Source organism: Serratia sp. CY33802 (assembly GCF_052169095.1).
Taxonomy (GTDB): Bacteria; Pseudomonadota; Gammaproteobacteria; order Enterobacterales; family Enterobacteriaceae; genus Serratia; species Serratia bockelmannii.
Genome location: NZ_JBJNLL010000008.1, coordinates 144,006 through 158,126, shown reverse-complemented (window position 1 = coordinate 158,126; position 14,121 = coordinate 144,006). Strand labels below are relative to the sequence as shown.

Below are 14,121 nucleotides of genomic sequence, written 5' to 3'. Positions count from 1 at the left end.
TTTTCTCCCTTATTGCGGCTTCAGCATGGCGATCATGAAGTCCTTGGCGCTCTCCACCTTGCCTTGCTGGATAGCGGCGGCGGGATCGACGTGTTTCGGACAGACTTCGGAGCAATAGCCGACGAAGGTGCAGCTCCAGACGCCGTTTTGGCCGTTGAGCTGCGGCATGCGCTGTTTCTTGCCGTGGTCGCGGTTGTCCAGGTTATAACGGTGCGCCAGCGTGATCGCCGCCGGGCCGATAAACTCGGGGTTGAGACCGAACTGCGGGCATGCCGCGTAGCACAGGCCGCAGTTGATGCAGCCGGAGAACTGATGGTATTTGGCCATCTGCGCCGGAGTCTGCACGTTTGGGCCATCCTCCGGTTTGCGATCGTTGCCGATGATGTACGGTTTGATCGCCTCCAGGCTTTCGATGAAGTGGGTCATGTCGACCACCAGATCGCGCTCGATCGGGAAGTTGCCCAGCGCTTCAACCTTCATGCCGCCGACGTAGTCGCGCAGGAAGGTTTTGCACGCCAACTTCGGCACGCGGTTGACCATCATGCCGCAGGAGCCGCAGATCGCCATGCGGCAAGACCAGCGGTAGGAGAGGTCCGGCGCCAGGTTATCCTTGATGTAGCCCAGTGCATCGAGCAACGAGGTCTGTTCGTCGTAAGGCACGGCGTAAGTGACGAAATGCGGCTCGGCGTCGCTTTCCGGGTTATAGCGCATGACGTCGATCTTCAGGGTTTGCATCTCAGCCATTTGCCTGCTCCTTATTCTTTTTCTCCTGCGCTTCGGCTTCTGCGCCGTAGACGCGTTTGGCCGGCGGCAGCTTGGTAATTTTCACGTCGCTGTATTCGAGACGCGGCGCGCCCTGCGGGTTATGGAACGCCAGCGTATGCTTGAGGAAGTTGACGTCGTCACGTTCGGTGCAGCCTTCGTCCAGGCGCTGGTGGGCGCCGCGCGACTCTTTGCGGTTAAATGCGGAGTGCGCCATGCATTCGGCGACGTCCAGGCCATAGCCCAGCTCGATGGTGTACAGCAGATCGGTATTGAAGACGCTGGTGTTGTCGGTGATGTTGACGCGCTTGAAACGCTCTTTCAGCTCGGCCAGCTTATCGATGGTTTTTTGCATCAGCTCCGGCGTGCGGTAGATGCCGCAGCCTTCTTCCATCGACAGCCCCATTTCGTCGCGGATCTTCGCCCAGTTTTCGTTGCCTTCCTGCTTCATCAGGTTGCTCAGGCGGGTTTCGACGTCGCGGGTTTGTGCATCCAGCGCGCTGCCGTTGGCCGGCGCGGTCTCGAGCGCGCGGCGCGCGGCGTGTTCACCGGCGACGCGGCCGAACACCACCAGTTCCGCCAGCGAGTTGGAGCCGAGGCGGTTGGCGCCGTGCAGGCCGACGGAGGAGCACTCGCCGACCGCGAACAGCCCCTTGATGCGGGTTTCACAGTTCTGGTCGGTTTCAATGCCGCCCATGGTGTAGTGCGCGGTAGGGCGCACCGGGATCGGATCTTTCACCGGATCGACGCCGACGTAGGCCTTGGCCAGTTCGCAGATGAACGGCAGCCGCTCCAGCAGCTTTTTCTCGCCCAGGTGGCGCAGATCGAGGTAGACCACGTCGCCGCGCGGGGTGGCGATGGTGCGGCCGGCGCGCCATTCATGCCAGAAGGCCTGGGACACTTTATCGCGCGGGCCCAGCTCCATGTATTTGTTCTTCGGCTCGCCCAGCGGGGTTTCCGGACCCATGCCGTAGTCTTGCAGGTAACGGTAGCCGTCTTTGTTCACCAGGATGCCACCTTCGCCGCGACAGCCCTCGGTCATCAGGATGCCGGAACCGGGCAGGCCGGTCGGATGATACTGCACGAACTCCATGTCGCGCAGCGGTACGCCGTGGTGGAACGCCATGCCCATGCCGTCGCCGGTAACGATGCCCCCGTTGGTGTTGTAGCGATAAACGCGCCCGGCGCCGCCGGTGGCCATCACCACCGCGTTGGCGCGGATCTGCACGCGGGTGCCTTCCATCATGTTGAGCGCCACCAGGCCGCGCGCCTGGCCGTCATCCACCAGGATATCCAGCACGAAGTGCTCGTCGAAGCGTTGGATCTGCGGGTATTTCAGCGAGGTTTGGAACAGGGTGTGCAGCATGTGGAAGCCGGTCTTGTCGGCGGCGAACCAGGTGCGTTCGATCTTCATGCCGCCGAAGCGCCGCACGTTGACCGACCCGTCCGGTTTGCGGCTCCACGGGCAGCCCCATTGCTCAAGCTGGGTCATCTCGCGCGGGCACTGATGCACGAAGTGATCGACCACGTCCTGCTCGCACAACCAGTCGCCGCCGGCGACGGTGTCGTTGAAGTGGTAGTCGAAGGTATCGTGATCCTGGGTGACGGCGGCGGAGCCCCCCTCGGCGGCGACCGTGTGGCTGCGCATCGGATAGACCTTAGAGATCAGCGCGATTTTCAGTTGGGGATTGGCTTCCGCTGCGGCTATTGCTGCACGTAAACCAGCGCCCCCGGCCCCAATAATGGCAAGATCGGCGTTAAAGGTTTGCACTGCATTCCTCCAATGTTCTTGTTAAGAACGGCAAGTTAAATATCTATGCTTAAAATTTAGCGAACTCTTCGGGTGCTAACTAATTGAACCGATTAATGTTGCTTAAAGGTTAAGGATAGATATCTCCCACCAATAATGGGGAATTAACTATACCTAAAGTTAAGTAGTCGAAATTTGATGTGATCGATTGTTTTGTCGATTAACGCTCGACCAACAGGCTTGCCTGTTTTTTTGCGCGTTTGGCCTGCTTTACCCTTTTTAACGCGCTTTTGCCGCCCATTTATCGGAAATTGGCGTTATGGACGGTTGTGCATCGTGAAGAATTTGTTTGGCTGCAAGGATGCGAGTAGACTGCATCCCCTGTTTGATTTCGGAGTTAATTACCATGAGCGAAACGGCAAGCTGGCAGCCTAGTGCACCCATCGCCAATTTGTTGAAACGCGCAGCGATTCTGGCTGAGATCCGGCGTTTCTTCGCCGATCGTGGCGTGCTGGAAGTTGAGACGCCCACCATGAGCCAGGCGACGGTCACCGACGTTCACCTGTTCCCGTTCGAGACGCGTTTCGTCGGGCCGGGGGCGGCAGAGGGCCTGACGCTATACATGATGACCAGCCCGGAATATCACATGAAGCGCCTGTTGGCGGCGGGCAGCGGCCCGATCTACCAAATGGGGCGCAGCTTCCGCAATGAAGAAGCCGGGCGGCATCACAACCCGGAATTCACCATGCTGGAGTGGTACCGTCCGCACTACGACATGTACCGCCTGATGAACGAGGTGGACGATCTGCTGCAACAGGTGCTGGACTGCGAGAGCGCGGAGACCCTGTCCTATCAGCAGGCGTTCCTGCGCCATCTGGACATCGATCCGCTGTCGGCGGAGAAGGCGCAGCTGCGTGAAGCGGCAGCCAAACTCGATCTGAGCAACATCGCCGATACCGAAGAAGACCGTGATACGTTGTTGCAGCTGCTGTTCACCGTGGGCGTGGAGCCGCATATCGGCCGTGAAAAACCGGCGTTCGTGTACCACTTCCCGGCCAGCCAGGCGGCGCTGGCGGAGATCAGCACCGAAGACCACCGCGTGGCGGAGCGTTTCGAGGTGTATTTCAAGGGCATTGAGCTGGCGAACGGTTTCCGCGAGCTGACCGACGGCCGTGAACAACATCAGCGCTTCGAGCAGGACAACCGCAAACGTGCGGAGCGCGGCCTGCCGCAGCAGCCGATCGACTACAACCTGTTGGCGGCGTTGCAGCACGGCATGCCGGAATGCTCCGGCGTGGCGCTGGGCGTGGATCGCCTGGTGATGCTGGCGCTGGGCGCCGAGAGCCTGAGCGAAGTATTAGCCTTCCCAGTCGGGATCGCCTGAGTTTCAGGCGGTAAGAAAAGCAAAAAAGGCCGGCATTTGCCGGCCCTTTTTTTATCGCGAGAAACGCTTACAGCCCCCCGGCGTCGCGCTTGGTGTTCGGCGCCGGCGTGGACGGCGGCGTACGGCCGTTGTTGGTCAACCGCGACAGCGTCTCGGTGCGCACCTGGAACGGCGGGTACGGCAGCGTGATGCCGTGCTCGCGGTAGCCCGCCAAGATCAACTGGTGGATCTCGTGACGCAGCGGCATACGGTGGCCCATCTCGGCGGCGTAAATACGCATCTCGAAGATCTGGATGCCCTGTTGCAGATCGACCAGGTAAACCTCCGGCGCCGGGTTATCCAGCACCAGCGAGCAGCGCTCGGCGGCGTTCATCAGGATCTTGGTCACTTCTTCGCTGTTGGCTTCGCCCGGCGCCGGTACGGTCAGCACCACACGGGTCAGGGTGTCGGACAGCGACCAGTTGACGAACTGTTCGGTGATGAAGGCTTTGTTCGGCACGATGATCTCTTTGCGGTCCCAGTCCGAGATGGTGGTGGCGCGGGTGTTGATCTTGGTGACGGTACCGGTCAGGTTGCGGATCGTCACGGTGTCGCCGATGCGGATCGGTTTCTCGAACAGGATGATCAGGCCGGAGATGAAGTTGGAGAAGATCTCCTGCATGCCGAAGCCCAACCCCAGACTGAGCGCGGTAACCACCCACTGCAGTTTCGACCATTCGATGCCGATCCAGGCGAAGCTGAGCACCGCGCCGAACACCAGCAACAGGTACTTGGTGATGGTGGTAATGGCGTAGCCGGTGCCCGGCGTCAGATCCAGGTGCTGCAGCACTGCCAACTCCAGCAGCGCCGGCAGGTTGCGCACCAGCTGCATGGTGATGATCAACACCAGAATGGCGATCAGAACCGCGCCGAGAGTGATTGGATGGGCGGTTTCCACGCCGTTCACCGTCGAGGTCACGTCCCACAGCGAGATGTTTTCCAGGAAGGCGAACGCGGAGTGGATCTCCGACCACAGCACGATCACCGACACCAGTGCGATCAGCGTCAGGATCGAGCGCACCAGCCGCAGCGACTGGGCGCTGATGGTGTCCAGATCGAAGTCCGAATCGTCCGGATCGATGGCGCCTTCAGTGCTGTTCGGGGTGTGCGAGGTTTCGTCTTCGCCGCGGGCGCGCTGGGCCAGGATGTCGGCGCGGCGCTGTTTGGCGCGATCGAAGGCGATGCGCCGCCGTTGGATCAGCATCCAGCGGCGGATGATGTGGTAGATGACCAGCAGCAGGAACCAGATCGCCACCGAGGTTTCCAGGCGCGCCAACAGCGCCTGCGCGGTGGTGAGGTAACCGACGGTCGAGGCCAGTGCCGCCAACAGCGGCGCCGACAGCAGCAGCCCCCAGAAGGCGCTGTTGAGCATGTTGTCGCCGGAGCCGTTTTTATCCAGATACAGCGGGATACCGGCGCGCTTCAGGCTGTGGGTGACCAGCGCCAGCGCCAGACACAGCAGGATGAAGCACAGCCGTCCCAGCGTGTTGGCGAACTCGCGTTCTTTCAGGCTATCGAAAGTGATCAGCGCCATGATCAGCGGCACGATCAGCCAGATCGACATCTTGTAGTAGCGCATGGCGCGCGAAACCTGCTTCGCCGGCCAGCGGAAGTGCACGATGAACAGCCCCTGAGGGTGGGCGAAGGCGGCGCAGATCATGCAGATCCACAGGATCGGCAGCGTGGCGGTCACCCCTTTGCCGATCGCTTCCGCCACCGGGTAGTTCCAGGCGCTCTGCAGGCCGTAACCGAGCGCGGCCCATAGCACTGGCAGCGGCATCGCCACCAGAATCGACCAGAATACGGTGCGCACCGTCAGGAAGAATTCGTCCTGCGTCACCTTGCCGACGCGGCTGCTGGCGCGCTCGAGGAAGGCGTGATAGTGCTTGCGCGAACTGATGCTGAAAATCACCAACAGCAGGGCGCCGAAGATCGGGATCAGCGTTTCGCGGCTGGTCACCATCATCATGAAGGCGCCGCCGAGCTGCGACAGCGTGTCCAGCGACAGGACGCGGGTCAGATCGTGTGCCACGTTGAGCGGGTAGGAAAAGTTGATCGGATTAACGTCCGGCACCCAGAACAGATAGCGGTGGGTGGCGTCGCGGATCTCGTTCAACGCTTCGATCAGCTGGGTGTTGGCCACCTTCAGCTTGGTCAGCTCGAGGATTTGGGTGTCGCAACCGGACAGCAACGAGTTGAGCAGTTCGCGCTGGGTGCGCAGCTGAGCATCGACGATGCGCTGCTCCTGGTTGGTCAGCGCGCTGCCGTCGTCGCGTTTGAATTCGCGCTGCGACAGTTTTTCCAGTTGATTTTCAAACTGCAGGCGCTGCACGCGCAGCTGGGCCATGTCGCCGTCCAGCTGTTGCGGCTTGGGCATTTCCGGCAGCGTTGCCACCTGGGCGCGCAGGGTTTCCCCTAACGCCGACGACGAGCCGAGCCACTGGGCCTGTTCGATAATGGTGCTCAGCGCCTGGCGCACCTGCAGCGTCTGCGCCGCCGCCTGCCGCTGCTGCGATGAAATCAGATCCATGCGCTGCGCCTGGCTGTTCAGCGCGGCGGACAGTTCGCGGTTGATCTGCAGCTGTTGGCTGAGGCTTTTTGGCAAGTCGCCGTTCTGCTCGGCCAGCTGCTCGGTTTTTTCCAGCGCCAGTTCCGCTTCGCGTTGGCGCTGGGCGTTGAGGTTGTTGCGCAGCGCCTGCAGCTGAACGTCTATTTTCTCGTGGCGCTTTTTATAGACCTCGGCGCGCATGCGCGCCAGCTCCTGACGGTTGTTGGCCGACAGCTGCGCCAGCTCCAGCTCGTCCACTTTGGCTTTGCGCGCCGCGGCTTCGGTCTGCAGCAGGGCCAGGGCGGCCTGCGCGTACGGGGTGGTCGGGTTGGCGGGCTGCGCCTGCAGACGGCGCTGCACTTCGGTCAGCGCGCGGCGGGCGTCGGTCTGCTGCTGCGGCAGCTGGCCGAGCGAATCGCTGATTTCCCGCGTGCGATCCTGCTCTTGCTGCAGCAGGCGCGCCTGTTCCAGCAGCAGGCTGCTGGTTTGCAGGATCTGCTGTTCCAGCTCGGCGGCCGGCAGATCGTCGCCGTTCGGCAGGATCTTGTTGCTTTCCAGCACCAGCTGACGGCGCAGCTCCTGCGTCATCTTAGGGAAATCGTCGATCACCCTCTGATACTGCTCGGAGCGAGTCTGCGACTCTTTACGCTCCGTCAGCCAGTTGAGGGCGCTTTGCAGCGCCTCGGTGGTTTCCGCCTGATTCGGCGCGTTTTTGCTGCTTTCCGCCTGCTTCAGCTCCTGTTTGAGCTGGTTCTCGGTCGGCACGGGGGCGGCCAGCGCCGGTTGCCACAGCAGGCAACCGAGCAAAAGCGTGATGATCAGGCGCACGGCGTCGATTCCTTTAGAGCGGGGTCTGTGGTGTTTCAGCGGCGGCCGGGATTTCGGCGAAGGCCTCACCCATGCGGGTGACGGTGCCGTTATGCAGCTGCGGCGCAAACTGCACGCTGCCTGCGGTAAACAGGTTGATCACCGTGGAGCCGAGTTTGAAACGGCCCATCTCGGCGCCTTTTTCCAGCGCGATGGCGCCTTCTTCGCCGGCGGCCGGGTAGGTCCAGCGTTTGATGATGCCTTCGCGCGGCGGCGTGACGGTGCCGGCCCAGATGGTTTCGATGCTGCCGACGATGGTGGCGCCGACCAGGATTTGCACCATCGGCCCGATGTCAGTGTCGAATACGCAGATCACGCGCTCGTTGCGAGCGAACAGGTTAGGCACGTTGGCGGCGGTGAGCGGGTTGACCGAGAACAGATCGCCCGGCACATAGATCATTTCGCGCAGTACGCCGGCGCACGGCATGTGTACGCGGTGATAGTCGCGCGGTGCCAGGTAGGTAGTGGCGAACAGGCCGTTGCGGAACGGCTCGGCCAACAGGTAGTTGCCGGCCAGCAGTGCTTCCAGGCTGTAGTGGTGGCCTTTGGCCTGGAAGATTTGATCCTCGCGGATCGGGCCGAGCTGGCTGATGGCGCCATCGGCAGGCAGCGCCAGCCAGTTGGCGTCGGCGATGATCGGGCGCGCGCCATCGCGCAGCGGGCGCACGAAGAAGTCGTTGAAGGTGGCGTAAGACGTCAGGTCCGGGTTTTGCGCTTCCTGCATGTCCACGCGGTAGTAGCGGGCGAAGGTTTTGACCACCAGTTGGGTCAGCCAGCCTGCCTGTTTGTCGGCGCCCCAGCCCGCCAGGCGGGTCAGCGCCAGCTTCGGTAGCCAATATTGCAGTTTAATCTTGATGCTATCCAGCACGTTAACCTCGTGAATCAGGGTAAAGGGCGCGCATTGTAACGAGGGCCTCGCCGTCGTCAATGCTCGCCCGTCAGTGTCAGTCTGCGGCGTCCGTGAAGTTCTTGCGAACCTTCACCTGAGCCATGCTTTCCAGAATGCGGTGATAGTTGTCGAAACGCTCTTCCGCGATATCGCCTTTCTCCATCGCCGCGCGGATGGCGCAGCCGGGATCGGTATCGTGGCGGCAGTCGCGGAATTTGCAACCGCCTAAATAATCACGGAATTCGACAAAGCCGCGGGTGATTTGTTCCGGCTCCAGGTGCCACAGGCCAAACTCGCGTACCCCCGGGGAGTCGATCACGTCGCCACCGTGCTGGAAATGGTATAGCCGCGCGGCGGTGGTGGTATGTTGCCCGAGGCCCGAGACGTCGGAAACCTGATTTACCAGAATTTGCTCTTCAGACGGCGGCAGCAGCGCGTTCAGCAGGCTGGACTTGCCGACTCCCGACTGGCCGGCGAAGATGCTGATGCGCCCGGCGAGCGCCTGTTCGAATTCCGCCATGCCTTCTCGTGTCTGGCTGGAGACTTCCAGCACCCGGTAGCCAATCTTGCGATAGATATCCATCATGCCGTCGACCAGCTTGCGCGCTTCGGCGTCCAGCAGGTCAATTTTGTTGAGCACGATCAGCGGCTCGACTTCGAGCGTTTCGCAGGCCACCAGATAGCGGTCGATGATGTTCAGCGACAGCTCGGGCAGGATCGCTGACACGATGACGATCTGATTGATATTGGCGGCGATCGGTTTCACGCCGTCGTAGAAGTCCGGGCGCGTCAGCACCGAGGTGCGCTCGTGCACCGCTTCCACAATGCCTTTTACCCCTTCATGGGTGCCCAGGCCGGGGCGCCACACCACGCGATCGCCGGTGACCAGCGAACGCAGCGTGCGGCGGATATTGCAGCGGTGCTGAGTGCCATCCGGCGCCTCAACGTCGGCGTGCATGCCGAAACGGCTGATGACGACGCCTTCCTGCGGCTCGCCCAGCTGGGAATCATCCGGTTCCGGTTTGTTATCAGCGCGTTTCAGACGGCGCTGATGGTTCGCCTGCACGCGGCGTTGCTGACCTTTGGACAGTTTGTTCTTACTCACTGCGCCTCACTTGAATCGGTTTTATACCTTTACGTATACGCACAGCTGCGGCGAGGGACTAGCCCCGGGCGCAGCCTTGAACCCGTCAGGGTATATGTCGCCGATGGCGACCAAAAAGACTATGATACACGCTATTTTATATTAAATAACCGTTGTTAGCCGCCGGCTGCGGCGCGTTGCCACCGGCGGCGCCCGTCGTCTCGTCCGCACAGCGTTTTTCTCTCGGCTTTTAGGCAGGAAACATCATGACAGGAAACGAAAATAACCTGATTTGGATCGATTTGGAGATGACCGGGCTGGATCCCGAGCGTGACCGCATTATTGAGATCGCCACGCTGGTCACCGACGCCAACCTGAACATCCTGGCGGAAGGGCCGGTGATCGCCGTGCACCAATCCGACGAGCAGTTGGCCTTGATGGACGAGTGGAACGTGCGCACCCATACCGGCAGCGGGCTGGTGGAGCGGGTGAAAGCCAGCCGCCAGGACGATCGCGCCGCTGAGCTGGAAACGATAGCCTTCCTGCAGCAGTGGGTACCGGCCGGCAAATCGCCGATCTGCGGCAACAGCGTGGGCCAGGATCGCCGTTTCTTGTTCCGTTATATGCCGGAGCTAGAGGCCTACTTCCATTACCGCTATCTGGACGTCAGCACGCTGAAGGAGCTGGCGCGCCGTTGGAAGCCTGAAATTCTCGGCGGCTTTAAGAAGCAGGGCACCCATCAGGCGCTGGATGACATCCGTGAATCGGTGGCCGAACTGGCTTATTACCGCGAACATTTCATTCAGCTTTAAGGCGATGACGGCCCCTGCGGGGAAAAAACGCCGTTTTTAGCCGCTTAATTCGCCAATCTGGCGCTTTAATCGGCAATCAAACAAAAATCGCGTTTTTTTGCTTTCAGGGGCTTGCGACAAAAAGGATTTCTCGTATAATGCGCACCCCGTACCGATGAAGAATTTCGTAACGTTCCACCATCGATACGCCGGGCGGGAATAGCTCAGTTGGTAGAGCACGACCTTGCCAAGGTCGGGGTCGCGAGTTCGAGTCTCGTTTCCCGCTCCAAATTCAACAATGTCGCGATGCGGCATGATGAATAAATAAAGCAGTATCAAGCAGTACCTATGCGACGCGGGAATAGCTCAGTTGGTAGAGCGCAACCTTGCCAAGGTTGAGGTCGCGAGTTCGAGCCTCGTTTCCCGCTCCAAAAATTCAAAGGTCACGCCAGTATTTGGTGGCCGGATGCCAAAAGCATCTCAATGCGGGAATAGCTCAGTTGGTAGAGCACGACCTTGCCAAGGTCGGGGTCGCGAGTTCGAGTCTCGTTTCCCGCTCCAATTTTCTCTTCGTTTCAAACTCAAATCCAACGCCTTATCCGGCGCGGGTTTTTGTCCCGTTTTACACGCCTGGTAAAAATGTTGTAAACAGAGTTATCCACAGCCTCTGTACATAAACTCGCCTGCCTGAAAAATCAACGTCATACAAATTAAATATTTATCTATTTGATTTGTATGCTTATTTATTTATCCCAAAACGTTATGCCGATCACTTGCTCTTTTTGTTGCAGTTGAAAGACAACGTGTTTTTATTTTTATGCACAAATCCACAGAGTGAGTCTTCCGGCGATACGCCTGAATGGCGTACGCCGTCAGGCATCCCTTGGCAAACCTTTTTCCACAGCCCGTATCAGCCGCTTTTTCTGCGCCGTCTGCACCTCGATACCCTGCGCTTCGCGGCGAGCGAGCTGTTGCGCCAGCGCCCAGTGGATATGTTCATCCAGCATGGCGTCTTGGCCCAAACGCGTGCGCAGTGCGAGCACGATGCTGTCTTCGTAGGGCGCATTGCCCAGCGCCACTGCGATATTGCGCAGCCAGCGCAGGTGGCCGATGCGGCGTATCGCCGAGCCTTCGGTGATGCGCAGGAATTTTTCTTCCGTCCAGTTGAACAGATCGAGCAGCTGCGGCGCATGCAGCGCGGCACGGGGGCTGAAATCGTCTTCGTCGGTGAGCTGAGAAAAGCGGTTCCACGGGCAAATCAGCTGGCAGTCGTCGCAGCCGTAGATGCGGTTGCCGAGCAGCGGACGGAATTCTTCCGGGATCGCGCCTTCCAGCTCGATGGTCAGGTAGGAGATGCAGCGCCGGGCATCGACGGTGTAGGGCGCGACGATGGCCCCGGTCGGGCAAGTGGTGATGCAGGCGACGCAGCGGCCGCACTGCTCTTCCTGCGGCTGATCCACCGGCAGCGGCAGGTCGATCAGCAGTTCGCCGAGGAAAAACCAGGATCCTGCTTCGCGGTTAAGAGTTAGTGAGTGTTTACCAACCCAGCCGATGCCCGCCTTGGCGGCCAGCGCGCGCTCCATGACCGGCGCCGAGTCGACAAAGGGGCGGAAATTCAGTTCGCCGCAGTAGGCCTGGATCTGATCGCCCAACTTTTTCAGGCGCTGACGCAACAGCTTGTGATAATCGCGCCCCAGCGCATAGCGGCTGACGTAGCCCAATTGCGGGTTCTGCAGGGTGCTGGCGAACGCCGCCTTGGCCGGCAGGTAGTTCATGCGCACGCTGATCACCCGCAGCGTGCCCGGCAACAGCTCGTGAGGGCGTGCGCGCAGCATGCCGTGGCGCGCCATCCACTCCATCTCGCCGTGGTACTGTTTGTCGAGCCAGGCCTGCAGCTTCGGCTCTTCCAGGCTGAGATCGGTATCGCAGATGCCAACCTGCTGGAATCCTAGCGATTGCCCCCATTGCTTGATATGTTGGGCGAGTTGATGGAGATCGAGGGGGTGCGTCATGACGGGCCACAGTGAAAAAGCATACGCTGACAGTTTACCACACTCTGTCTGGCCTGCGGATTGGATCCGTCGTTCGGAACCTGCGGCGGCGGCCTCGCTCGGTCTTTCTCTTTACGATTTAATGCTGCGCGCCGGTCAGGCGGCCTACGTACTGGCGCGCGACACTTATCCCTCCTGCAACCACTGGCTGGTGCTCTGTGGCCACGGCAACAACGGCGGCGACGGCTATGTGGTGGCGCGTTTGGCGAAGGCGGCGGGCGTGCAGGTGACGGTGATCGCCTGCGAAGGCGCACGCCCTTTGCCGCCGGAGGCCGCAGCGGCCCGCGAGGCCTGGCTGGCTGCCGGCGGCGACATTCTGCCGGCGAACAGCCGCTGGCCGGCGTCTGTTTCGCTCATCATTGATGGCCTGCTAGGCACAGGCCTCGGCAGCGCGCCGCGTGCGCCCTACGACGCGCTGATCGAGGCCGTCAACCGCCATTCGGCGCCGGTGGTGGCGCTCGATATCCCGTCCGGCCTGCTGGCGGAAAGTGGCGCGACGCCGGGTCCGGTCGTGCGTGCCGCGCACACCATCACGTTCATTGGCCTCAAGCCGGGTTTGCTGACCGGGCAGGCGCGCGACTGGGTCGGGCAACTTCATCAGAATACGCTAGGCTTATCGGATTGGCTGGCGAAGCAACCGGAACAGATTCAGCGGCTTAACGCCGAGGCGTTGCCGCGCTGGCTGCATCCGCGGCGCCCCTGCGCCCATAAGGGCGAGCATGGCCGTCTGCTGCTGGTGGGCGGCGACCGCGGATTCGGCGGCGCCATTCGCATGGCGGCGGAAGCGGCGCTGCGCAGCGGGGCTGGATTGGTGCGAGTGCTTACTCACATTGAGCACGTCGCGCCGCTGCTGGCGGCCAGGCCGGAGTTGATGGCGCAGGCGCTGGACGAGACGACGCTTCGGCAGGCGATGCAATGGGCGGATGTGCTGGTGATCGGTCCGGGGCTTGGCCAGGCTGAGTGGGGCAAAAATGCCTTGAACGTGCTGCAAACCAGCGATAAACCGGCCTTGTGGGACGCCGATGCGCTGAACTTGCTGGCATTAAATCCCGAGAAACGGCAGAATCGCGTGATGACTCCGCATCCTGGAGAGGCTGCGCGGCTGTTGAGCTGCAGCACTGTCGACATCGAGAGTGATCGCTTACTTGCCGTGCGTAAGCTGACGGCACGCTACGGCGGCGTGGCGGTGCTAAAAGGCGCCGGTACGCTGATCGCCGATGAGCAGGGGCAGATGGCGATCGCCGACGTCGGCAACGCCGGCATGGCCTCCGGCGGCATGGGCGATGTGCTGTCGGGCATCATCGGCGGTTTGCTGGCGCAAAAGCTCTCGCTGTATGATGCCGCCTGTGCGGGCTGCGTCGTACACGGCGCGGCCGGCGATCGCGTAGCGGAAAGACAAGGAACAAGAGGCATGTTGGCGACCGATTTACTGCCGGACATCCTTCATTTCGTTAACCCTAAGTGGGCAAAATAGACTTTATCGAATGAAAGAACTCGTTTTACCTCTGCCGGACGAGGCAGCGACTGTCGCTTTGGGCACCACTTTGGCCAAGGCCTGCGATCGCGCCAGCGTCATCTATCTCTACGGCGACCTGGGCGCCGGTAAAACCACCTTCAGCCGTGGTTTCCTGCAGGCGTTGGGGCATCAGGGCAACGTCAAAAGCCCAACCTACACGCTGGTGGAACCCTATGCCTTGCAGCCGCTGGCGGTGTATCACTTCGATCTGTATCGCCTGGCCGATCCGGAAGAGCTTGAATTTATGGGCATTCGCGATTACTTCGCGCAAGACGCCATCTGCCTGGTCGAATGGCCGCAGCAGGGCACTGGCGTGCTGCCGGAGCCGGATCTGGCGCTGCACCTCAGCTATCAGGGCGAGGGGCGAGAGGCGAAGATCGAGGCGATTTCCGCATACGGCAGCCAGCTGTTAGACCGCATTCATGGATCACAGGGATGAT

General features: G+C 61.0%; 10 protein-coding genes and 3 tRNA genes. 7 read left to right on the top strand and 6 right to left on the bottom strand.

Annotated elements, in window-relative coordinates:
- Positions 1–9 precede the first annotated feature (9 nt).
- Complete coding sequence (locus ACJ8HA_RS20645) at positions 10–744, bottom strand: succinate dehydrogenase/fumarate reductase iron-sulfur subunit (protein ID WP_004929676.1); 735 nt, start codon at positions 742–744, stop codon at positions 10–12.
- A complete protein-coding gene (gene frdA, locus ACJ8HA_RS20640; protein WP_049209616.1) occupies positions 737–2,533 on the bottom strand; it encodes a fumarate reductase (quinol) flavoprotein subunit in 1,797 nt (598 codons plus the stop codon). Before frdA ends, ACJ8HA_RS20645 begins: the two co-directional genes overlap by 8 nt.
- A gap of 385 nt (positions 2,534–2,918) precedes the next feature.
- Here frdA and epmA point away from each other — a divergent pair, with 385 nt between their 5' ends.
- Positions 2,919–3,896, top strand: a complete 978-nt coding sequence (gene epmA, locus ACJ8HA_RS20635; protein ID WP_442515479.1) for an elongation factor P--(R)-beta-lysine ligase — start codon at positions 2,919–2,921, stop codon at positions 3,894–3,896.
- Between the two features lie 67 nt (positions 3,897–3,963).
- On the opposite strand, the gene mscM is transcribed toward epmA, so the two are convergent.
- The 3 genes from mscM to rsgA form a co-directional block, all read right to left on the bottom strand.
- Positions 3,964–7,311, bottom strand: coding sequence for a miniconductance mechanosensitive channel MscM (mscM, locus tag ACJ8HA_RS20630; RefSeq protein WP_049205242.1), 3,348 nt, complete (start codon positions 7,309–7,311; stop codon positions 3,964–3,966).
- A 13-nt stretch (positions 7,312–7,324) separates the two neighbouring features.
- Entirely contained in the window at positions 7,325–8,218 is an 894-nt protein-coding gene (gene asd / locus ACJ8HA_RS20625; RefSeq protein WP_025305014.1) for an archaetidylserine decarboxylase, read from the bottom strand.
- A gap of 76 nt (positions 8,219–8,294) precedes the next feature.
- Positions 8,295–9,344 carry a small ribosomal subunit biogenesis GTPase RsgA gene (gene rsgA / locus ACJ8HA_RS20620; RefSeq protein ID WP_004929686.1) on the bottom strand — a complete coding sequence of 350 codons (1,050 nt, stop codon included), beginning with the start codon at positions 9,342–9,344 and terminating at the stop codon, positions 8,295–8,297.
- Between the two features lie 245 nt (positions 9,345–9,589).
- Between rsgA and orn the strand changes: the two genes are divergently transcribed.
- The 4 genes from orn (at position 9,590) to ACJ8HA_RS20600 (ending at position 10,675) form a co-directional block, all read left to right on the top strand.
- Entirely contained in the window at positions 9,590–10,135 is a 546-nt protein-coding gene (orn, locus tag ACJ8HA_RS20615) for an oligoribonuclease (protein ID WP_004929689.1), read from the top strand.
- 192 nt (positions 10,136–10,327) lie between these two features.
- Positions 10,328–10,403 (top strand) — tRNA-Gly (locus tag ACJ8HA_RS20610).
- Positions 10,404–10,469: 66 nt separating this feature from the next.
- Positions 10,470–10,545, top strand: a tRNA-Gly gene (locus tag ACJ8HA_RS20605).
- Between the two features lie 54 nt (positions 10,546–10,599).
- Positions 10,600–10,675: transfer RNA gene (locus ACJ8HA_RS20600), tRNA-Gly, on the top strand.
- A gap of 311 nt (positions 10,676–10,986) precedes the next feature.
- Here the strand turns inward: ACJ8HA_RS20600 and queG are convergent.
- A complete protein-coding gene (gene queG / locus ACJ8HA_RS20595) occupies positions 10,987–12,126 on the bottom strand; it encodes a tRNA epoxyqueuosine(34) reductase QueG (protein WP_442515478.1) in 1,140 nt (379 codons plus the stop codon).
- On the opposite strand from queG, the gene nnr reads away from it, so the two are divergent.
- Positions 12,125–13,639: a bifunctional ADP-dependent NAD(P)H-hydrate dehydratase/NAD(P)H-hydrate epimerase gene (gene nnr / locus ACJ8HA_RS20590; RefSeq protein ID WP_442515477.1), complete on the top strand. Its 1,515-nt coding sequence runs from the start codon at positions 12,125–12,127 to the stop codon at positions 13,637–13,639. The genes queG and nnr overlap by 2 nt on opposite strands.
- A 10-nt stretch (positions 13,640–13,649) precedes the next feature.
- Complete coding sequence (tsaE, locus tag ACJ8HA_RS20585) at positions 13,650–14,120, top strand: tRNA (adenosine(37)-N6)-threonylcarbamoyltransferase complex ATPase subunit type 1 TsaE (RefSeq protein WP_025305017.1); 471 nt, start codon at positions 13,650–13,652, stop codon at positions 14,118–14,120.
- The last annotated feature ends 1 nt before the right edge of the window (position 14,121 follow it).